Source organism: Massilia sp. Dwa41.01b, assembly GCF_014171775.1.
GTDB lineage: Bacteria > Pseudomonadota > Gammaproteobacteria > Burkholderiales > Burkholderiaceae_D > Telluria.
This window is the reverse complement of record NZ_CP050454.1, coordinates 3,149,807-3,170,537: the sequence shown is the minus strand read 5'-3', so window position 1 is coordinate 3,170,537 and position 20,731 is coordinate 3,149,807. Positions and strand designations below refer to the sequence as shown.

Sequence of the window (20,731 nt, the reverse complement as noted above, 5' to 3'; positions counted from 1 at the left end):
CGTCAGCCAGAAACGACAACGGCGGCGAAGGGATCGCTCCCCGCGCCGCCGCCAAGGTCAGTGCCTAGCGATTATTCGTAATCGCTGATCGGCGCACAACCACAGAACAGGTTCCGGTCGCCATACACGTTGTCCGCACGGCCCACCGGCGGCCAGTACTTCTTCTTGCGCAGCGAGGCCACCGGGAAGGCCGCCACTTCACGGGTGTAGGTGTGCTGCCAGTCGTCGGCCGTCACCACTTCGGCCGTGTGCGGCGCACCCTTGAGCGGGTTGTCCATCTTGTCGTACTCGCCGCGCTCGACCTTCACGATCTCGGCGTGGATCGTGATCATCGCCTCGATGAAGCGGTCGATCTCGATCTTCGACTCGGACTCGGTCGGCTCGATCATGAGCGTGCCCGGCACCGGGAAGCTCATGGTCGGCGCGTGGAAGCCGAAGTCCATCAGGCGCTTGGCGACGTCTTCGTTCGAAATGCCCGTCTTGTCCTGCAGCGGACGCAGGTCGATGATGCATTCGTGCGCGACCAGGCCGTCGTGGCCGGTGTAGAGCACCGGATAGTGCGGTGCCAGGCGGCGCGCGATGTAGTTGGCGTTCAGGATGGCCGTTTCGGTGGCATTCGTCAGCCCCTCCCCACCCATCATCGCAATGTACATCCACGAGATCGGCAGGATGGAGGCCGAACCGTAGGGCGCGGCGCTGACCGCGCCGATGCCCTGTTCGTCACGGACGTAGCCGGTCGAGAGCTGGTTCGGCAGGAAGGGCGCCAGGTGGGCGCCGACGCCGATCGGACCGACGCCAGGACCGCCGCCGCCGTGCGGGATGCAGAAGGTCTTGTGCAGGTTCAGGTGGCTCACGTCGCCGCCGAAGGCGCCCGGTGCGGCCACGCCGACCAGCGCATTCATGTTGGCGCCGTCGATATACACCTGGCCGCCGTGCGCATGGACGATCTCGCACAGTTCCTGGATGCCTTCTTCGAACACGCCGTGGGTCGACGGGTAGGTGACCATCACGCAGGCCAGGTTGGCGCTGTGCTGCTCGGCTTTCTTCTTCAGGTCGGCCAGGTCGACGTTGCCGTTCTCGTCGCAGGCGGTGACGACCACCTGCATGCCGACCATGTTGGCCGATGCCGGGTTGGTGCCGTGCGCCGACGATGGAATCAGGCAGATGTTGCGGTGGCCTTCGCCGCGCGACTGGTGGTACTTCTGGATCACCAGCAGGCCCGCGTATTCGCCCTGCGAACCGGCGTTCGGCTGCAGCGAGATGGCGGCGTAGCCGGTGACGGCGCACAGCATCGCTTCGAGCTGGCCGATCATTTCGCGGTAGCCGACGGTCTGGTCATCCGGTGCGAACGGGTGGATGTTCGAGAACTCGGGCCAGGTGACCGGGATCATCTCGGAGGTCGAGTTCAGCTTCATCGTGCACGAACCCAGCGGGATCATGGTGCGGTCCAGCGCCAGGTCCTTGTCGGCAAGACTGCGCAGGTAGCGCAGCATCTCGTGCTCGGCGTGGTAGCGGTTGAACGTCGGGTGGGTCAGGAAGGCGCTGGTACGGGCCAGAACCGACGGGAAAGCGTCAGCCGCATCCTTGTCCAGCGACTCTACATCCGGCACCGCGCCGCCGTTGGCGAAGATCGAGAACAGCAGGGCGATGTCTTCGCGGGTCGTGGTTTCGTCCAGCGACAGGCCCACGTGGCCATCGTCGACGCGGCGCAGGTTCACGCCGGCGTTCGTTGCGGCCTCGTGCAGTTCGGCGGCGCGATCGGTGACGACGGTCAGCGTGTCGAAGTAACTGGCGTTGGCCAGCTGGTAACCCATCTGCTGCAGGCCGCTTGCCAGGATGCCGGTCATGCGGTGCACGCGGCGGGCGATGCGGGTCAGGCCCTGCGGGCCGTGGTAGACCGCGTACATGCCGGCCATCACGGCCAGCAGCACCTGCGCGGTGCAGATGTTCGAGGTCGCCTTTTCGCGGCGGATGTGCTGTTCGCGGGTCTGCAGCGCCAGGCGCAGGGCCGAGTTGCCCGGGCGTCGACGGTGACGCCGACCAGGCGGCCCGCCATCGAGCGCTTGTATTCGTCGCGGGTGGCCAGGTAGCCGGCGTGGGGGCCGCCGAAACCGAGCGGGACGCCGAAGCGCTGGCTGTTACCGACGACCACGTCCGCGCCCCATTCGCCCGGTGGCGTCAGCACGGTCAGGGCCAGCAGGTCGGCGGCGGCGATCACCATCGCACCGGCCGCGTGCAGCTTCTCGACAGCTGCGCGGTAGTCGCGCACGTCGCCGTTCGCACCCGGGTATTGCAGCAGCACGCCGAAGCAGGTCTCGTTCAGCGATTCGATGTCGGCGGCCGCGATCGTGCGCACTTCGACGCCGATCGGTTCGGCGCGCGTGCGAATCACTTCCAGGGTTTGCGGCAGCACGTCGTCGGCGACGTAGAACACTTTCGAGCTCGACTTGCCGACGCGCTGGATCAGCGTCATCGCTTCGGCAGCAGCCGTGCCCTCGTCCAGCATCGACGAGTTGGCGATGCCCATACCGGTCATGTCCGTGATCATCTGCTGGAAGTTCAGGATTGCTTCCAGACGGCCCTGCGAAATCTCCGGCTGGTAAGGCGTGTAGGCGGTGTACCAGGCCGGGTTTTCGAAGATGTTGCGCAGGATGACGGGCGGCGTGTGGGTGCCGTAGTAGCCCTGGCCGATGACCGACTTCATCACCTTGTTCTTCGACGCGATGGCTTTCAGTTTCGCCAGCGCCGCCTGCTCGGGCAGCGGCTCGAAGAATTCGCCCAGGTCGAGCTTGTCCTTGCGGCGGATATTGGCGGGAACGACCGCGTCGATCAGGGCCGCGCGCGATGGGTAGCCGAGGGTCGAGAGCATCGCTGCTTCTTCGGACTCCGATGGGCCGATGTGGCGCGGGATGAAGGAATCGCGTGCTTCAAGTTGGGTGAGGCTGGTGCGGGTCATGGTGGTGGCCAAAAAGAAGGGACGGTGGCGCGGGCGCTGCCTGCGCGGGTCAAATGGACGAGTAAGCTGTGCTGCTGTTGCGCCCTGCGGCACACCCAGATGCGGGCGCCGCAGGGGATTTCAACGCCCGAAGGCGCGTGACGATCAGTTGTCGGTGGTCTTGCCGTAGGCGTCGGCGTCCATCAGGCCGTTGATCGCGCCTGCGTCGGTCGGCTGCAGCTTGAACAGCCAGGCGCCGTAGGCATCCTGGTTGATCGAGTCCGGCGCGTCGGCGACCGGCTGGTTGACCGCAACCACGGTACCGCCTACCGGCGCGTAGATGTCGCTGGCGGCCTTCACCGACTCGACCACGGCGGCGTCGTCGCCGGCCGTGAAGCTCTTGCCGACCTGCGGCAGTTCGACGAACACGATGTCGCCCAAGGCGTCCTGCGCATACTCGGTGATGCCGACGGTGAGGGTGCCATCAGCTTCGAGGCGGACCCACTCGTGGGACTCGGTGTATTTCAGGTCGGTCGGGATGTTCATGTAAGGGCTCCAGGTTGGTTTGACGCGATATTATAAATTGTGTTGGAAGCTTAAGATGCCAGCACTTTGCCGTTGCGCACGAACGGCAGCTTGACGACCGTGGCGGCCAGCTTCTTGTCGCGGATCTCGACGTGGACGGTGTCGCCGATCTGCACGTCCATCGGCACGCGCGCCAGCGCGATGGCCTGCTGCATCGACGGGCTGAAGGTGCCGCTGGTGATTTCACCGGCGTTGCCCGAGGCTGCCACGACTTTCTGGTGGGCGCGCAGGATGCCGCCTTTTTCGCGCAGGATCAGGCCGGCGAAGTTCGCCTGCTGGCCTTTGGCCTGCAGTGCCGCCTTGCCGATGAAGTCGCGTTCCGAGACCAGGTCGATGGTCCAGGCCAGGCCGGCGTCGAGCGGGTTGACCGTTTCGTCCATGTCCTGGCCGTAGAGGTTCATGCCCGCTTCCAGGCGCAGCGTGTCGCGTGCGCCCAGGCCGGCAGGCTTGACGCCGGCGGCAATCAGCGCCTTCCACAGTGCTTCCACTTGCGTGGCCGGCACGCCGATCTCGAAACCGTCTTCCCCGGTATAGCCGGTACGCGCGACCATCGCTTCGCCGAAGGCCGTATCCGGCACGATGACGACGTTGAAGGGCTTCATGTCCTGCGAAGCCGCTTTCGCGGCCGGCAGCACTTCCCAGACCTTGGCACGGGCGTTCGGCCCCTGCACGGCGACCAGGGCGATCGCGTTCTCTCCGTCGCGGCGGCCGGTGATCGTCAAGCCGCTGCTAGTGGCGTCGTTCTGCTGGCGCATCCAGGCGATGTCCTTCTCGGCCGTGCCGGCGTTGACGACCAGGCGGAACCAGTCTTCGCGGAAGAAGTAGACGATCAGGTCATCGATGACGCCGCCCTCGGGATTGAGCATGCACGAGTACAGGGCCTTGCCCGGGGTCTGCAGCTTGTCGACGTTGTTGGCCAGGAGGCCGCGCAGGAAACCACGCACGTTCGCGCCTTCGAGGTCGACCACGCACATGTGCGAGACGTCGAACATGCCCGCGTCGGTACGCACCGCGTGGTGCTCTTCGATTTGCGAACCGTAGTTGACCGGCATGTCCCAGCCGCCGAAATCGACCATCTTGGCGCCGAGTGCGCGGTGTGCGGAATTGAGCGGGGTCGCTTTGAGCGTCATGGAATCCTCAGGGCAGTGAATAGGGGAGCCGCACGCCGGCCGATGCCAGCGCGCGCTGCGCCCCTCTGTCCTTGGTACCTGAGAGATAGCGGAACGGGTCCGCCTGCCCCTTCGGTGGGCCGCGGGTCTCGCCGCGGCCGCTCTCCAGAGTTGGTCCGGCACGCTTGGTACGCACCGGCCCTTGAACGGTCCTTTTGCCTGAGAGTTTTTGGGTGATGCCCCTTCGGCGGCAGCATGTCGCTGCGCTCTCCCGATCAAGACTGTGGAGGATATGTCAGCCCCGCAGCCCTGTCAATCTTGGCAGGATGAATAGGAGCGCCTGACAAAACCGCCATAGCCGCGTTGCGGCTCCTGGCCGTACAAATGTACCGTCTTCGTCGCCGCGCCTTGCTCTGACGGTTTTCTCAGGCCCGCCAAGCCGGCGTGCGTCGGGCTGGCGAGCCGCAGCGGGTATGCGCGCACCGTTGGAGGGCGTGCGCGCGGGGTTTTTTCGTCATTTGTTACACTGAGATTCACACTTTGCAGGTAGAAAAAGACTATGAGCGAAGAACAAACCAAACAGAGCAAGGAAGCCTGGTTCACGCTGTCGGGCGACGTCAACAGCGATATGGTGCACCGGGTGTTCGAGGCGGCCAGCCACATGAGCGAGGACGGCATCGAAACGGCGCACGTGCTGGTGCAGTCGAACGGCGGCTACGTGAGCGACGGCTTGTGCCTGTACAACTTCATGTCGAAGTCGCCGATCGAGTTCGTGATGTACAACGGCGGGGCGGTGGCCTCGATTGCCGTCATCATGTACCTGGCGGGAACGCGCCGCTATGCCAGCGAAACGGCCCGCTTCATGGTGCACAAGTCGCACGCGACGGCCTCGCCGGGTTCGCGTCCCGATGCGCTCAACATCATCGTCGAGGGCCTGCGCGCGGACGACGCACGCACGGAATCGATCCTGCGCAAGCATATCGAACTGACGCCCGAGCAGTGGGGCATCCACCAGTATTCCGACCTGCACCTCAATTCCCGCGACGCCAAGATCGCCGGCATGATCAATGACATCGTCGACTTCGCGCCGCCGAAAGGGGCTGTCCTGCGCAATATCTGACGAAACGGCAGCGGCAGGGCGGCCAGGGCCGCAGACAGGCACGCACCCGTCCAGCGGTGCGTCACCTCTCTGCGGCTTTTTTCATGCCGCTTTGCTCCGCAATGGAAGTAATCCATGCATATACTATTTGCCAAATGCCATGCAGGTGCAAATATCCTTTGCATGCATTGGGCTGAAATTATGTCGGATTATCCCGACAGCGCATTTCCATATTTATTGATGAGCAATTGAGTAAGCCCATCAATATGTCCGGCCTGTTCGGCTTTTACTATTTACCAAAAACAAAAAAGCCCGGACGCAATATGCGCCGGGCTGATTCTTTTCACCGTCGCGTCATGCGACGACTGAAAGGAAATTAACGCTTGTCGTTCTTGTGGCTTTGACGGCCGGCTTCTGCGTGCTGCTCCGGGGAGCCGCCGCGCGTGCCGGAATTGCCGCCCGAACGCGAACCCGAGCCGGAGCCCGACTGCTGGTTGCCGTCGTTCTTGTGGCTCTGGCGGCCTGCCTCGGCATGCTGTTCCGGCGTGCCGCCGCGGGTGCCCGAGCCGCTGCCCGAGCGCGAGCCCGAGCCCGAACCGGATTGTTTGTTGCCGTCGTTTTTGTGGCTTTGACGACCGGCTTCAGCGTGTTGCTCAGGGGTACCGCCCTGGGTGCGTTTTTGATTCGAGGCCATGATTATTCCTTTCGATGTTGGATAACAGTCACTCGCCGAATTACTGGATCTTGTATCAGCAGGTTTCGGTTTTGCAATCATGCGAGCCGAGCAGTTTTATCGGTATCGGATAACCGCCTGAGCCCGTGTAGGATACTCGCCTACACATAAAGGATAATCGTCATTCTTGATTCGTGCGCGCATTTCGATAGCTCGACTTCGAAACGCATTTCAAATGCGCATTTAAAATTCTTCCCAATCAGGGTCGTGCCTGGCCGCGCTGCCGCTTGTCGTACGAGCGGGCTGCGGGTTGCGCGGTGCGGCGGCAGGGGCCGGCTGGCCGGCCGCGCTGCCTTCCTTGCCGCGGCCAGCTTCGGCCTGGCGGGCGCGCGTGGCGCTGCGCTTCGGTGCAGCGGCGGCCGGGGCCGCGCCAGGCGCAACGGGCTTGTCGGCCAGCACGAAGCCGCCAGTGGCGTCCGCCAGCGTCGCCGCCTGTTCGCGCAGGGCGGCGCAGGCGGCGGCGGACGCCTCGACGAGGGCCGCGTTCTGCCGGGTTGCGCCGTCCATCGCCGCGATCGCACCATTGACCTGCTCGATGCCAGCCGTCTGCTCCGCACTGGCCTCGGCAATTTCCCCGATGATGTCGGTCACGCGCTTGACGCTGGCAACCACTTCCGCCATCGTGCGGCCCGCCTTGTCGACCAGGCTGGTGCCGGCCTCGACCTTGCCAACCGAATCGTCGATCAGCTCCCTTGATTTCCCGGCCGCTGCCGCCGAGCGCTGGGCCAGGCTGCGCACTTCGGAAGCGACGACAGCGAAACCGCGCCCCTGTTCGCCGGCGCGCGCCGCCTCGACCGCCGCGTTCAGGGCAAGGATATTCGTCTGGAAGGCAATGCCGTCGATGACGCCGATGATCTCCGCGATCCGTTTCGAGGAATCGTTGATCGAAGCCATGGTGCCGACGACGTCGCCGACCACTTCGCCACCCTTGATGGCCACGCTGGACGCCGACAGGGCCAGCGTGCGCGCCTGGTGGGCATGCTCGGCGTTCTGGCGCACCGTCGCCGTCAGCTCTTCCATGGACGCGGCCGTTTCTTCCAGTGAAGCGGCCTGCTGCTCGGTGCGGGTCGACAGGTCCATGTTGCCGGCCGCAATGTCGCTGCTGCCGGCGGTCACCGGGCCGCGCCCTGGCGCACCTGTTCGATCACGCCGGCGAGCTTTGCGGCAAGGGCGGCCAGGTCGAGAGCATCAGGGTGCCGTCGCCGCGCCCGGCGCTGATGGTGCGCACGCGCAGATCGCCATCGGCCACGCGCCGCGCCAGCTGCAGGGCTTCGTGCAGGGGACGCGTCGCCTCGCGCGCCAGCCAGGCGCCAGCGCGCGCCGCGGCCAGCGCAAGGCAGGCGGCAAGGCTGAACAGCACGCTGGCGGGGCCGGGAAGGGTGCCCGACTCCGAACGCGAGAGCAGCCACAGCACCAGCGTGGCATTCAGGACGAAAGGCAGGCCCAGCGCCGCAGCGATCTTGGGCCGGATGTCGAGTTGGCGTACCGCATTCATGGAAAATCCTCCGGTTGGACGGGGCAAAATCTTATGGTAGGGAAACAGCTAGCTTGACATTTGCGGTAGCGCAAGCTGAAGATGCTGCCTGGACACGAAACGACGCTTGCGTCTTCGATGACACGCATATAACAGCGGATAGCAGGTAGATAACATGAGTTTCATGCAGGACATGTTTCTACCCAGTTTGGGTAAATACGAACATTTATTTGTGTTCGCCATTGCCTTACGGAAATAATGTGTCACAATAAAGGTATGGCGTTTCCGCTACCAGGACGAATCGATATCGATCATGGCTCACGCTCCCAACGAGAATCCTAGCCCCGGCAAGACCCAGGCGCCGCAGCGCGAGGTGCTGGCGGAGCTCGTCCGGACCGCGATCGCGATGGCGAACGAACAATTGACCTCGCTCGCCACACGGCTCGCCGATGCGATGGCCGACATGACGACGGCCGGCAACGACGCCCAGGTGGCGTATCGGCGCACGCGCGCCGGTCACCTGCTCAAGAGCAATGCCTACGCCTTCGTGCACCTGGCCGGCGAAGCGATCGAACGCGCCCTGCGCGCCGAAGTCGACGGCCTGTCCCCGCGCACCAGCGGCAGTGCCGACCTCGCACTGCTGAGCCTGGTGCCAATGGAGGAGATGGACAGCAAGGTGGCCTTCGGCACCCTGTCGCGTCCTTTCGACATCGCCCATTCGGAAGTGCTGGCCAGCCTGTGCGTACGCCTTGGGCTGCTGCTCGGGCGCGATGTGCTGCGTCCCGGCCAGAATCCCTTCCGTCCCGAAGTGTTCCTGCAAGCCGTCCACAGCGCCTGGCGCGAGTTCGAGCCGGACGAAGGTTCGCATTCACTGATCCTGCCGATGCTGCGCCCGGAGCTCTTCCTCGACCTCGGGCAGATGTTCGACGCCATCGACGCCGCCCTGCGCGCGCGCAGCAAGGCGGGGCGCGAACGCTTCCATATCCATAAGTCGAGCGAAGCGTCCGCCAGGCGCGACCGGCGCCGCTCCCCCATGGATGCGGAGCTGGCCCAGCAGTTGCGCGCGCTCCCGGGCAGCGGCAACGCCGTCCCGGGCGCGCAGCTGGCGGCCGGCGCCGCACTCGTGCCGGATCTGCCCGACATGCCGCAAGGCAATGGCTGGCGGCCGAGCGCCGCGACCGGCTTCACGGTCGCCGGCGGCACCGCCACCGCCCCCGCCGCGCCCGGTTTCGCTCCGACGGCCCCGGCGGCCGCGGGTGCTGCGCCCCATGCTGCGCCAGCCCAGGCCGGCACTGCCGGCATCGGCGCCGCCGCCACGCCCGCTGGCGGTTTCGCCCCGGCGCCATCGCACCCTGCACAGGGCGGCGCGGCTTCGCCGGCATCCCGGGCCTGGACGCCGCCAGCGCCGCCGCGGCCGGTTCCCTGCTGAACCTGCTCTCGAGCCTGAGCCTGGCTCAGGTACAAGGGCAGGCAGGGACGCCCGGTGCCGCTTTCGGACACGAGGGAGCGCCGGCACATGGCGCAGGCATCGGCCAGATGCCGGGACTGGGGCAAGGATCGGCGCAGGGATCGGCGCAGGGATCCGATGAGACACAGGCATTTGCCGACGCCTCCGCCATGGCCATCCCCCATAACGTGTTCTACCTGCCGCGCCTGAAGCAGAGCCTGCCGCCGGGCCTCCTGTCGCGCGGCGAAGAAAACACGCTGGACCTGCTGTCGCGCATTTTCGAGACCGTGCTGCTCGACGACACCATCCCGTCCGAGACGCGCGAACTCATCCGCTTCCTGCAGGTGCCGGTGCTGCGCGCGGCGCTGGTCGACCAGGGCTTCTTCTTCGAGGAAGCCCACCCTGCGCGGCGCATGATCGACCTGTTCTCGCGCATGGGCTGGGAAGGGCGCAAGGGCGCCGACGATCCGGTGATGCAGGCCATGCGCCGCGGGGTCGACCGCATCGGCCGCGACCAGGAGGGCCAGCCCGCCGTTTTCGCGGAGGCCGTGGCCGAACTGGAAGCCCAGCTCGAGGCGGAAGAAAAGGCGCATGAGGAAGCCATCGCGGCGCCGATCGCGCATGCCGTCAAGGTGGAAAAGCAGGCGGTCGCCGCCCGCACCGCGCGCCAGGTGATCGCCGTGCGTGTGGCCGACGGCGAGCTCGTCACCACCGTCTCGACCTTCCTCGAGAAACGCTGGGTCGACGTGATGACCTTTGCCTACCTGATCGACGAGGAACGCCCGGGCGCGGTCGAGAATGCGACCCAGACCATGGACGAGCTGGTCTGGACCGTCAAGCCGAAGGCGACGGCCGAGCAGCGCAAGGTGCTGATCGCCAAGCTGCCGGGACTGTTGATGACCCTGAACAAATGGCTCGATGCCATCAAATGGCAGGATGCCGAGCGCCTGGAATTTTTCGCCGAGCTGGCCCGCTGCCACCTGTCGATTGTGCGGGCGCCGCTGGAACTGGCTCCTGAGCGCCAGCTGGAGCTGGCCGTCGAGGCGGCCCAGCAGGACGCATTGCGCCGCATCGCGCGCGAGCAGGCCGCAGCCGCCGAAGAGGAAACGGCGGAGAAGGACGAAGCGACACAGCGCGTCGATGAATTGGAGCGCGGCATGTGCCTGGCGTTCCAGGCGCCGGACGGCAGTGTGCGCCAGGTCAAGCTGGCCTGGGTCAGCCCGCTGCGCACGCTCTTCATCTTCTCGCGCGGGCGCCGCCAGGAAGCGTTCTCGCTGTCCGCCGAAAAACTTGCCGAAGCCTTCCGCGCCGGCAGCGTCAGCGTCGTCGCGCTCGAAGGCGTGGTCGGCCGCGTGCTGACCGAGGCGCTGCAGGAAGCGGTCAACGACCCGGCGCCGTCGGCGCTCCAGGCCGTCGGCTGAGACCGGGCGGCCGCCGCCAGGCGTCCGCCGCCGTTCTCCGGTTCAGGGGATCGCAGCCGTCCCAGGCACGCGCATCGCGCAAGTGCTCGCCCCGGCAGCGCCCTTCAATTTCCAATCGTCAATCCTCTGGGGCCTGCCACCGCCACCGCGGGGCTCGCTCGCGTTCGCCCCGCAAGCTTGGCCGAAAAGCAAGCAACAGATGGTATGATGCGTCCTTTAACGATTCCCGAGTAGCCGAAGCAAGGTGCGACTATCCTCCATTAAATTGTCGGGATTTAAGTCCTTCGTCGATCCAACCAATTTCCAGGTGCCTGGACAACTGGTCGGCGTGGTCGGCCCGAACGGATGCGGCAAGTCGAACATCATCGATGCCGTGCGCTGGGTGCTGGGCGAATCGAAAGCGTCCGAGCTGCGCGGCGAGTCGATGCAGGACGTGATCTTCAACGGCTCCACCCACCGCAAGCCCTCGGGCCGCGCCTCGGTCGAACTCACTTTCGACAACAGCCTCGGCAAGGCCGCCGGCCAGTGGGGCCAGTACGCCGAAATCGCCGTCAAGCGCACCCTCACGCGCGACGGCACTTCCACCTACTACATCAACAGCCAGCCGGTGCGCCGGCGCGACATCCAGGACATTTTCCTGGGCACGGGCCTGGGTCCGCGCGCCTATGCCATCATCGGCCAGGGCATGATCTCGCGCATCATCGAGTCGCGCCCGGAAGAACTGCGCGTGTTCCTCGAGGAAGCGGCTGGCGTCTCGAAGTACAAGGAACGGCGCCGCGAGACCGAAAACCGGCTGTCCGACACGCGCGAAAACCTGCTGCGCGTGGAAGACATCCTGCGCGAACTGAACGCCAACCTCGACAAGCTGGAAGCCCAGGCGGCGGTCGCGAACCGCTTCCACCAGCTGCAAAGCGACCAGGAAGAAAAGCAGAAGCTGCTCTGGCTGCTGCGCAGGAACGAAGCCCAGGCCGAGCAAACGCGCTACTTCCGCGAGATGGAAGAAGCCCAAAACAACCTGGAAGAACAGACCGCGAAACTGCGCAACGTCGAACTGGAACTGGAACACCTGCGCCAGCACCACTTCGCCGTGGGCGACCGCCTGCACACGGCGCAGGGCGCGCTGTACCAGACCAATTCCGAGATCGGCAGCCTGGAAGCGCAGATCAAGTTCGTGATCGAGTCGCGCACGCGCCTGCAAAACCAGCTCGGCACGCTGGCGGCGCAGCGCGATGGCTGGCTGGCGCAGGCAGCCGAATTCGAGGAGCAGATCGAGGAAGCGACGTTCCGCGTCGAGGAACTGGCGGCGCGCGCCGAGGGCGCCCAGATCGCCGTCGAAGCCCAGCAGGAACGCCTGCCGGAACTCGATGCCGCCTGGCGCGAAGCCCAGCGCCGCGCCGATGAGTCGCGCGCCCGCATCGGCGAGGTCCGCCAGCGCATCGAGCTGGCCGCCGCCCATGGCCGCAATGCCGGCAATATCCTGAACGGCCTGGCGACGCGGCGCGAGCGCTTGCAGGCGGAGAAGAAATCGCTGGCGCCGCCCGACAGTGCCCACCTGGCCAACCTGCGCATGCAGCTCGAGGAAAAGCAGGCGGCGCTGGAAGAACAGACCCTGCTGCAGGAAGAAGCGTCCGCGCTGCAGGACGCGGCGGAAACGGAGCGACGCGAAGCCGGGGCGCTGGCGCAGCGCGAGGCCGCCACCAACGCCCAGCTGGAAGCACGCCTGTCGGCCCTGAAGCAACTACAGGAACGCGTGCAAACCCAGGGGCAAGGTCACGCCCTGGCTGAAAAAGCATGAACTCGACGCGCTGCCGCGCCTGTGGCAAAAGCTGCACGTGGAAGAGGGCTGGGAGACGGCGCTGGAGTCCGTGCTGCGCGAACGCGCCGGCGCGCTGGAGCTGTCCAACATCGACTGGGCGAAAGCCTTTGTCGGCGACGCCCCCGAGCCGCCTGGCCCTGTATGCGCCGGCGCCCGCAGCGCCGGAAGCGGCGCAGGTGCCCGGCCTGAAGACCTTCGCCAGCCTGATGAAGCTGAACGACCCGGGCCTGCGCGGCGTACTGAACGACTGGCTGCACTGGTGTTCGCCGCCGACAGCGCCACCGAAGCCTTTGCCGAGCGCGCGCGCCTGCCGCAGGGCGGCTGCTTCGTCACGCGCCAGGGCCATGTGATCACCAGCTCCAGCGTGCGCTTCTACGCGGCCGACGCCGAGCAGGACGGCATGCTCGCGCGCCAGCACGACATCGAGAACATCGGCAAACAGCTGCGTGCCCAGGCCCTGTTGCTCGACGAAGCACGTTCGCGCGCCACCCGCGCCGACGCGGCGGTGACGGAACTGACGCGCCGCCTGCAGGATGCGCGTGCGCGCATCGCCACGCTGCAGCGCGAAACGCACGCGCTGCAGATCGAGGTGGTGCGCCAGAACGAGGTCGAGTCGCGCTTCAACCAGAGGAGCAGCCAGATCGATGTCGACCTGGCCGAGATCGCGGCCCAGGAAGAAGAGCAGCGCATGGTCCAGCACGAGGCGGAGCAGCAGTTCGAGGAACTCGACATGGAGCTGGCCGAGGTCCAGTCCAGCTTCGAAGACGGCCAGACCCTGTTCCTGCAGCGCGAAAGCGCGCTCGCAGAGGCGCGTGACAAGCTGCGCGAACTCGAACGCGGCGCCCAGGAAGCGCTGTTCGCGGAAAAGACCGGGCGCGCGAAGATCGAGGAGCTGCGCCGCTCGATCGCGACCGCCACCACGCAGGCGGCCCAGGTGGCCGAGAGCCTGGCTGGCGGCCAGGCGGAACTGGCGGCACTGGAAAGCGGCACGGCCCACGAGGGCTTGCAGGAACTGCTGGAGCGCAGGACAAGCCAGGAGAAAGCCCTGGCGGACGCCCGCCATGAACTCGACCAGGTCGCGCAGCAGCTGCGCCATGCCGAGGAAGGCCGCATGGGCACCGAACGGGCACTGCAGCCCCAGCGCGACCGCATCACCGAAATGCAGTTGAAGGAGCAGGCCGCGCGCCTGAACCAGGAGCAGTTCGCCGAGGCGCTCGCCGCCACCGGCGCCGACGAAGCCCAGCTCGCGCAGAAGCTCGACCCCGAGATGAAGCCGCAATACCTGCAGGGCGAGGTCACGCGCCTGACCAATGCCATTTCCGCGCTGGGCGCGGTGAACCTGGCGGCGGTGGAGGAACTGGCCACGGCCAGCGAGCGCAAACGTTTCCTCGACGCCCAGAACGCGGACCTGAACGAAGCCATCGCCACGCTGGAAGACGCCATCCGCCGCATCGACAAGGAAACGCGCGACCTGCTGCAGGATACCTTCGACCGCGTCAACACGCATTTCTCCGAGCTGTTCCCTATCCTTTTCGGCGGCGGCAACGCGAAGCTGGTGATGACGGGCGACGAGATCCTCGACTCCGGCGTGCAGGTGATGGCCCAGCCGCCCGGCAAGAAGAACGCGACCATCCATCTGCTCTCGGGCGGCGAGAAGGCCTTGACGGCGACCGCCCTGGTGTTCTCGATGTTCCGCCTGAACCCGGCGCCTTTCTGCCTGCTCGACGAGGTCGACGCGCCGCTGGACGACGCCAATACCGAGCGCTTCTGCCGCATGGTCAAGCGCATGTCCGAACATACCCAATTCCTTTTCATTTCGCACAATAAGATTGCGATGGAAATGGCCAACCAACTGATCGGTGTGACGATGCAGGAGCAGGGCGTATCGCGCATCGTGGCGGTGGACATGGAGTCCGCCGCGTCTTTCGCACAAGAGGCACAAGCAGCATGACAGACTTCCAAATGAGCCTGATCGCGGCCGGCGGCGTATTCGTCGTCGGCGTCATCACCTATAACAAATGGCAGGAGCACAAGGCACGCAAGAGCGTCGAGCGCGCCTTCGCCTCAGACCACGACGACGTCCTGATGCGCAGCAGCGGCGCCGACCGCAGCGAGCCCGTGCTCGACGTCGGCATGCCGGGCCTGGAGGCGGCCGAGCCGAGCTTCGGTACCGCGCCGGATGCGCCGGAAGCGTCGGGTGCCGTCACGGCGCCATCGGGTGCCGCCTCGGGTGCGGCCTCGGGCGCCACCTCGGGTGCCACCTCAGGCACGGGATTCGGCAGCGCCGATCCGCTGGCCCCGCTGGCCGGCAGCAGCGCACCGGCTGCCCCCGCGGTACCGCTTGACGCGGCCGAGAACCTGGTCGACCCGCTGATCGACTGCATCATCCCGCTGGCGCTGGAAGCGCCCGGCCGCGGCGAGCGCATGCTGCCGGCGCTCCTGAAACTGCGCCGCGTCGGCAACAAGCCGATCCACTACATTGGCCTGGCGGTCGGCGGCGACTGGGCGCCGATCGTGCATGGCGGTGTCTACACCAAGCTGCAGGCGGGCGTGCAGATGGCCACCCGCACCACGGCCCTGAACGAACTGGAATACTCGGAACTGGTCACGCGCCTGCGCGCCGTGGCCGACGAAATCGGCGCCGAGCCGGAAGTGCCGGACATGATCGAGGTGATGAGCGACGCGCGCACCCTGCACAAGTTCGTCGCAAACCACGATGCCCAGCTGGGCGTGAACCTGCGCTCGAACGCTGCGCCCTGGCCGATGTCGACCCTGATCGGCGCGCTGGAAAATGCCGGCTTCGACGTGCGCCCGGACGGGCGCTTCGCCATGCTCGACGAGGCGGGCGGCGTGCTGTTCACGCTCTCGACCAACGTCACCCTCGGTGCGGACAGCACCGACCGCCTGACGCTGCTGCTGGATGTGCCTTGCGTGGCCCCGAGCCGCGACGGTTTCGGCGCGATGCTCAAGTGCGCCAGGGACCTGATGCTGCGCCTGGACGCGACGATCGTCGACGACTACGAGCAGCCGCTGATGGATGCCGCGCTGGACGAGATCGCCGGCCAGGTGAAGGACTTTTACGCGGAGATGGAGACGGCCGACATCCCGGCAGGTTCCCCACGCGCGCTGCGCCTGTTCAGCTGAGGCCTCGATGAGCGAGCAGCCGGACTATATCGCACGCATGGCGTGGCTGGTCGAGGAACTGAACCGCCACATCTACAACTACCACGTGCTCGACGCGCCGACCATCCCCGACGCCGAGTACGACAAGCTGTTCCGCGAACTGCAGGCGCTGGAAGCGGCCCATCCGGAAGCGGTGTCGAACGACACGCCGACTTCGCGCGTGGGCGGCGCGCCGATTCCCGAGTTCAGCCAGGTGACGCACGCGGTGCCGATGCTCTCGCTGAACAACGGCTTCGAGGATGAGGATGTCGACAACTTCGACCGCCGCGTGCGCGAAGGCCTCGACGCGGCCAAGGTCGATTACGCGGCCGAACTGAAATTCGACGGCCTGGCCATGAGCCTGCGCTACGAAAAGGGCGTGTTCGTGCAGGCGGCCACCCGCGGCGACGGCTACACGGGCGAGGACGTCACGGCGAACATCCGCACCGTGCGCGTCATTCCCCTGCGCCTGCACGGCAGCGACATCCCCGAGGTGCTGGAAGTGCGCGGCGAAGTGCTGATGTTCAAGGAAGACTTCGAGCGCCTCAACGCGCGCCAGCGCGACGCCGGCCAGAAGGAATTCGCGAACCCGCGCAACGCCGCCGCCGGCAGCCTGCGCCAGCTCGATGCGCGCATCACGTCCCAGCGTAAACTCCGCTTCTTCGCCTATGGCATCGGCCAGCTGGAAGGCGTTCCCATGCCGGAATCGCATTCGGAGGTGCTCGACTGGTTCGACCGGCTCGGCCTGCCGGTGTCGAAAGAGCGGGCCGTGGTGACGGGCCGCGAGGGCCTGCTGGCCTACTACCGGGGCATCGGCGAAAAGCGCCCCTCGCTGCCCTACGAGATCGACGGCGTCGTCTACAAGGTCAACCGCCTGGCCGACCAGCGCCTGCTGGGCTTTGTCTCGCGCGCGCCGCGCTTCGCGCTGGCGCACAAGTTCCCGGCCGAGGAAGCGCTGACGCTGGTCTCCGCCATCGACGTCCAGGTCGGACGCACCGGCGCCATCACGCCGGTGGCGCGCCTGGTGCCGGTATCGGTGGGCGGCGTCACCGTCACCAATGCCACCTTGCACAACGAGGACGAAGTACGCCGGAAAGACGTGCGTGTGGGCGATACGGTCGTGGTCCGGCGCGCCGGCGACGTCATTCCCGAGGTGCTGTCGGTCGTGCTGGAGCGCCGCCCCGAGCCGGCGCCGGCCGTGTACACACTGCCGGCCACCTGCCCCCGTCTGCGGCTCGCACGTGGTGCGCGAAGAGGGCGAGGCCATCGCACGCTGCTCCGGCGGCCTGTCCTGCGCGGCCCAGCGCAAGGAAGCGATCCGTCACTTCGCCGGCCGCCGCATGATGGACATCGAAGGCCTCGGTGACCGCTACATCGACAGCCTGGTCGAGTGCGACCTGATCCACGGCGTGGCGGACCTCTACAAGCTCACGCTGGACGATCTGCTGAAGATGAAGCGCATGGCCGACGAACGCGAAGCGAGCGAAGGCGGAACGGCTGAAGCGGCACCGGCAGCGGCCAAGGGCAAGGTCGCCACCAAATGGGCCGACAACCTGCTGGGTGCGATTGCCGCCAGCCGCCAGCCGCCGCTCGAGCGCCTGCTGTTCGCGCTCGGCATCCGCCATGTGGGCGAATCCACGGCGAAAACCCTGGCCGACTGGCTCGGCAGCCTGGCACTGGTGCGCCGTGCACCGGCGGCCCTGTTGCGCGTGTTGCCCGACATCGGCGGCACCGTGGCTGAAGCGATTGCCGACTTCTTCGCGGAACCGAAAAACCAGGCCGCGCTCGACGCCCTGCTGGCCGCCGGGGTATCGCCCGGGGCGAGCATCCGCCCGGGCGGCGCTGCGCGAGCGGCTCGACGAAGTGGGCCTGCTCACCGCGCTCGGCATTCCGAAACTGACCGAGCCGCGCGCGCGCCAGCTGCTCGACGGCCGCACGCTGGCGGACCTGGCCCACCTGAAGGTGTTCGGCGTGTTCGGCCTGCCCGAGACAGTCGTCGCCTCGCTCGACGCGTGGATGGCGCAACCCGGCCGCCGCGAGGAAGTCGAGCGCTCTCGACCCTGCGCAGCGAACTGCTGGCCCAGCTCGACGCCCTGCCGATTGAGGCCGGTAGCGACGGCCCGCTGGCCGGCCAGACCTTCGTGCTGACCGGGACGCTGCCGTCGCTGTCGCGCGACCAGGCCGCGGCCTTGATCGAAGGCGCCGGCGGCAAGGTCAGCGGCTCGGTGTCGAAGAAGACTTCGTACGTCGTCGCAGGCAGCGAGGCGGGCAGCAAGCTCGCCAAGGCGGAAAGCCTGGGCGTGGCCATTCTCGACGAGGAAGGCCTGCTGGCGCTGCTGGCCCAGGCTGGCAGCAGCTCTTGAAACCGCAACAGGAGATATCGATGACCAGGATACGCAAGGCAGTCTTTCCCGTCGCGGGCCTCGGCAGCCGCTTCCTTCCCGCCACCAAGGCGCAGCCGAAGGAGATGCTGCCCATCGTCGACAAGCCGCTGATCCAGTACGCGGTCGAGGAAGCGGTGGCGGCCGGCATCACGGAGATGATCTTCATCACCGGCCGCAACAAGCGCGCCATCGAGGACCATTTCGACAAGGCCTACGAGCTCGAGGCGGAACTGGAAGCACACAACAAGCAGGCCTTGCTCGACCTCGTGCGCCAGGTGATCCCGAAGAACGTCACCTGCATCTACATCCGCCAGTCGGCCCCGCTGGGCCTGGGCCACGCCGTGCTGTGCGCGCGTCCGGTAGTGGGCGACGAGCCCTTCGCCGTGCTGCTGGCCGACGACTTCATGGACACGAGCGGCGCCACCCGGCCGGTGCTGGCCCAGATGACCGAGGCCTATGGCGACGAGAAATGCAGCCTGCTGGCCGTGCAGGACGTGCCGCGCGCGCATACGCGCCAGTACGGCATCGTCAGCGCCACGCCGCACAAGCCGCGGCTCGAACTGGTCTCCGGCATCGTCGAAAAGCCCCAGCCCGAGGAAGCGCCGTCGACCCCGGCGGTGGTAGGCCGCTATGTGCTCAGCGGCGCGATCTTCAAGCACCCGGAAAACCTGGGACTGGGCGCCGGCGGCGAAATCCAGCTCACGGACGGCATCGCCGCGCTGATGCAGGTCGAGCGCGTGCTGGCCTACCGCTACGACGGCCAGCGCTACGATTGCGGCTCCAAGCTCGGCTACCTGCAGGCCACCGCCGCGATGGGGCTCAAGCACCCGGAGACGGGCGAGGGCTTCCGCGCCTTCCTGAAGGAGCTGGCAGCTGACATGACACGGGAGAACGGCCATGGCGGTACGTGAGATCCTGAAGATGGGCGACCCGCGCCTCTTGCGCGTGGCCGAGCCCGTGCGCGAATTCGGTACGCCCGAACTGGACGCGCTGGTGGCCGACATGTTCGACACCATGCACGCGGCCAATGGCGCGGGCGGCGGCGGCGCCGCAGATCGGCGTCAACCTGCAGCTGGTGATCTTCGGCTTCCAGCACAATGCGCGCTACCCCGACGCGCCCCAGGTGCCGGAAACGGTGCTGCTCAATCCCGTCCTCACGCCCCTGTCGAACGAGATGGAAGAGGGCTTCGAAGGCTGCCTGTCGGTGCCCGGCCTGCGCGGCAGCGTGCCGCGCCATACCCGCCTGCGCTACGAGGGCGTCGACCAGTTCGGCCGCCCGATCCGGGTCGAGGCCGAGGGCTTCCATGCGCGCGTGGTCCAGCACGAGGTCGACCATCTGCTGGGGATCCTGTACCCGATGCGGATCAAGGATTTTTCACGCTTCGGCTTTACCGAGGTGATGTTTCCGGGGATGGACCCGAACGCGGACGACTGAGCGCCGCCGGCGGGCCCGCCCCGGGCCGTCCTGCCTCGCTCGCATGCAGCCGGCCTCATTTGGCCGCCACGAGCACGCGCGACTTGATCAGCTCGGCCAGCAGCTGCGCATGTTCCCGTGCCTGTTCGGCCTTCATCAGGTATTCGTCCCCGGCCTTGTCGGCGAGCGCGCCCCTGCGGTGGTGCGCCGGCGGCTTGCCGTGCATTTGCCGGTACAGCTGTTCCTGCTCGTGCAGCGCACGCACGGCGGCCCATAGCGCTTCCTCGGTTTCGCCGCTCTGCAGCGTTTCGAGCACCTTGGCGGTGAACGCGTGCCCGGTATGGCAGCGGTAGCGCAAGGGGCCGTCGCCGCGCAATTCCCAGATGGCACCGCCGCATTCGGGACAGGTCAGCTGCGCCCGCGCCCCGATCCGGTCCAGATCCTCCATGTTGCTACTCCCGTCGAACATGTGATTTTCGACTGCGATCCAGTCGCCTGGTTCGGCCTCGTTGGCGGCCTCGGGCAAGGGCGGCGTCCGCTGCATGAGCGCCACCAGGGTCGGCGCGATCTCGTCCACCCGGCCCACGAAATCGGCTTCGGTATGCGCCAGCGCGCTGGCGGGCATGTCGGGCGCCTCGGCATCGAGCGGATCCTGGACCACCGCAATGCCGCCGCGCGCCTTGATCGCCTGCAGTCCGACGGTGCCGTCGTCGAGAAAACCGGACAGCACGACCCCGATCGCATCGCTACCGAACACCGAGGCGGCCGAGCGGAACAGCGGATCGATGGCGGGGCGCGAATGGTTTTCCTTGGCCCCGCGCGAAAGCCGCGCATAGGCACGTTCGCCGTCCCCTGGCGACCGTCAGGTGCAAGTCCGAGGGCGCGACCAGCACGTGTCCGGGCAGGATGGGGCGCCCTGGACGGCATGCTGCACGGGCAGCGCGGAACGCCGTTCGAGCAGGCTTGGCAGGAGGCTGTCCCCGGCGCCGATGTGGACGACGATCAGGATGGCTGCCGGAAAGTCGCGCGGCAAGGCGCCAAGGATGTGTTTCAGGGCTTCGATACTGCCGGCGGAGCCGCCGATGACAACGATTTTTTGCATGGGAAGGAGTCGATGATGCCGATAGTGGAAACTAGCGCATCCCCGGCGGC

Annotated in this window: 9 protein-coding genes, 6 pseudogenes and 2 riboswitches; of the genes and pseudogenes, 8 read left to right on the top strand and 7 right to left on the bottom strand. The window is 66.8% G+C overall.

The genetic code is table 11. The features are described from left to right. Nucleotides 1-71: 71 nt before the first annotated feature. The 3 genes and pseudogenes from gcvP to gcvT form a co-directional block, all read right to left on the bottom strand. Nucleotides 72-2,956: pseudogene (gene gcvP / locus G4G28_RS14490) on the bottom strand (aminomethyl-transferring glycine dehydrogenase). Between the two features lie 144 nt (nt 2,957-3,100). After that, nucleotides 3,101-3,481 (bottom strand): glycine cleavage system protein GcvH, encoded by a 381-nt coding sequence (gene gcvH / locus G4G28_RS14485; RefSeq protein WP_182988804.1) that lies wholly within the window; start codon nt 3,479-3,481, stop codon nt 3,101-3,103. A gap of 50 nt (nt 3,482-3,531) precedes the next feature. Beyond that, nucleotides 3,532-4,650, bottom strand: a complete 1,119-nt coding sequence (gene gcvT, locus G4G28_RS14480; RefSeq protein WP_182988803.1) for a glycine cleavage system aminomethyltransferase GcvT — start codon at nt 4,648-4,650, stop codon at nt 3,532-3,534. Between the two features lie 55 nt (nt 4,651-4,705). Further along, nucleotides 4,706-4,808, bottom strand: a riboswitch (glycine riboswitch). An 18-nt stretch (nt 4,809-4,826) separates the two neighbouring features. Further along, nucleotides 4,827-4,913, bottom strand: a riboswitch (glycine riboswitch). A 275-nt stretch (nt 4,914-5,188) separates the two neighbouring features. Here gcvT and G4G28_RS14475 point away from each other — a divergent pair. Continuing rightward, nucleotides 5,189-5,749 (top strand): ATP-dependent Clp protease proteolytic subunit, encoded by a 561-nt coding sequence (locus G4G28_RS14475; protein WP_182988802.1) that lies wholly within the window; start codon nt 5,189-5,191, stop codon nt 5,747-5,749. A 355-nt stretch (nt 5,750-6,104) separates the two neighbouring features. On the opposite strand, the gene G4G28_RS14470 is transcribed toward G4G28_RS14475, so the two are convergent. The 3 genes from G4G28_RS14470 to G4G28_RS14460 form a co-directional block, all read right to left on the bottom strand. Further along, nucleotides 6,105-6,422 (bottom strand): hypothetical protein, encoded by a 318-nt coding sequence (locus tag G4G28_RS14470; RefSeq protein WP_183107518.1) that lies wholly within the window; start codon nt 6,420-6,422, stop codon nt 6,105-6,107. 222 nt (nt 6,423-6,644) lie between these two features. Then, on the bottom strand, nt 6,645-7,577 hold the full coding sequence (locus tag G4G28_RS14465; protein ID WP_374039734.1) for a methyl-accepting chemotaxis protein: 933 nt from the start codon (nt 7,575-7,577) through the stop codon (nt 6,645-6,647). Between the two features lie 28 nt (nt 7,578-7,605). Beyond that, a complete protein-coding gene (locus tag G4G28_RS14460) occupies nt 7,606-7,956 on the bottom strand; it encodes a hypothetical protein (RefSeq protein WP_183107517.1) in 351 nt (116 codons plus the stop codon). A gap of 292 nt (nt 7,957-8,248) precedes the next feature. Here G4G28_RS14460 and G4G28_RS27580 point away from each other — a divergent pair. The 7 genes and pseudogenes from G4G28_RS27580 to def form a co-directional block, all read left to right on the top strand. Beyond that, nucleotides 8,249-8,974, top strand: a pseudogene (locus tag G4G28_RS27580) (DUF1631 family protein); the annotation flags it as partial. 119 nt (nt 8,975-9,093) lie between these two features. Continuing rightward, complete coding sequence (locus tag G4G28_RS14455; RefSeq protein WP_374039804.1) at nt 9,094-10,803, top strand: DUF1631 family protein; 1,710 nt, start codon at nt 9,094-9,096, stop codon at nt 10,801-10,803. Nucleotides 10,804-11,047: 244 nt separating this feature from the next. Next, a pseudogene (smc, locus tag G4G28_RS14450) lies at nt 11,048-14,570 on the top strand (chromosome segregation protein SMC). After that, nucleotides 14,567-15,763 carry a cell division protein ZipA C-terminal FtsZ-binding domain-containing protein gene (locus tag G4G28_RS14445; RefSeq protein WP_183107516.1) on the top strand — a complete coding sequence of 399 codons (1,197 nt, stop codon included), beginning with the start codon at nt 14,567-14,569 and terminating at the stop codon, nt 15,761-15,763. The pseudogene smc and the gene G4G28_RS14445 overlap by 4 nt, the downstream one beginning before the upstream one ends. Nucleotides 15,764-15,770: 7 nt before the next feature. Next, nucleotides 15,771-18,144 (top strand): annotated as a pseudogene (gene ligA / locus G4G28_RS14440) (NAD-dependent DNA ligase LigA). A 20-nt stretch (nt 18,145-18,164) separates the two neighbouring features. Beyond that, nucleotides 18,165-19,076, top strand: coding sequence for a UTP--glucose-1-phosphate uridylyltransferase GalU (galU, locus tag G4G28_RS14435; RefSeq protein ID WP_183107515.1), 912 nt, complete (start codon nt 18,165-18,167; stop codon nt 19,074-19,076). Beyond that, nucleotides 19,063-19,600, top strand: a pseudogene (gene def / locus G4G28_RS14430) (peptide deformylase). The gene galU and the pseudogene def overlap by 14 nt, the downstream one beginning before the upstream one ends. 55 nt (nt 19,601-19,655) lie before the next feature. On the opposite strand, the pseudogene G4G28_RS14425 reads toward def, so the two are convergent. Beyond that, nucleotides 19,656-20,681, bottom strand: a pseudogene (locus G4G28_RS14425) (chemotaxis protein CheB). Nucleotides 20,682-20,731: the final 50 nt, after the last annotated feature.

Bases quoted from the DNA above. Each gene is read 5' to 3' on its own strand.
- gcvH (WP_182988804.1), bottom strand. From the start codon at position 3,481: ATGAACATCCCGACCGACCTGAAATACACCGAGTCCCACGAGTGGGTC.
- G4G28_RS14475 (WP_182988802.1), top strand. From the start codon at position 5,189: ATGAGCGAAGAACAAACCAAACAGAGCAAGGAAGCCTGGTTCACGCTG.
- galU (WP_183107515.1), top strand. From the start codon at position 18,165: ATGACCAGGATACGCAAGGCAGTCTTTCCCGTCGCGGGCCTCGGCAGC.
- G4G28_RS14470 (WP_183107518.1), bottom strand. From the start codon at position 6,422: ATGGCCTCGAATCAAAAACGCACCCAGGGCGGTACCCCTGAGCAACAC.
- G4G28_RS14445 (WP_183107516.1), top strand. From the start codon at position 14,567: ATGACAGACTTCCAAATGAGCCTGATCGCGGCCGGCGGCGTATTCGTC.
- gcvT (WP_182988803.1), bottom strand. From the start codon at position 4,650: ATGACGCTCAAAGCGACCCCGCTCAATTCCGCACACCGCGCACTCGGC.
- G4G28_RS14460 (WP_183107517.1), bottom strand. From the start codon at position 7,956: ATGAATGCGGTACGCCAACTCGACATCCGGCCCAAGATCGCTGCGGCG.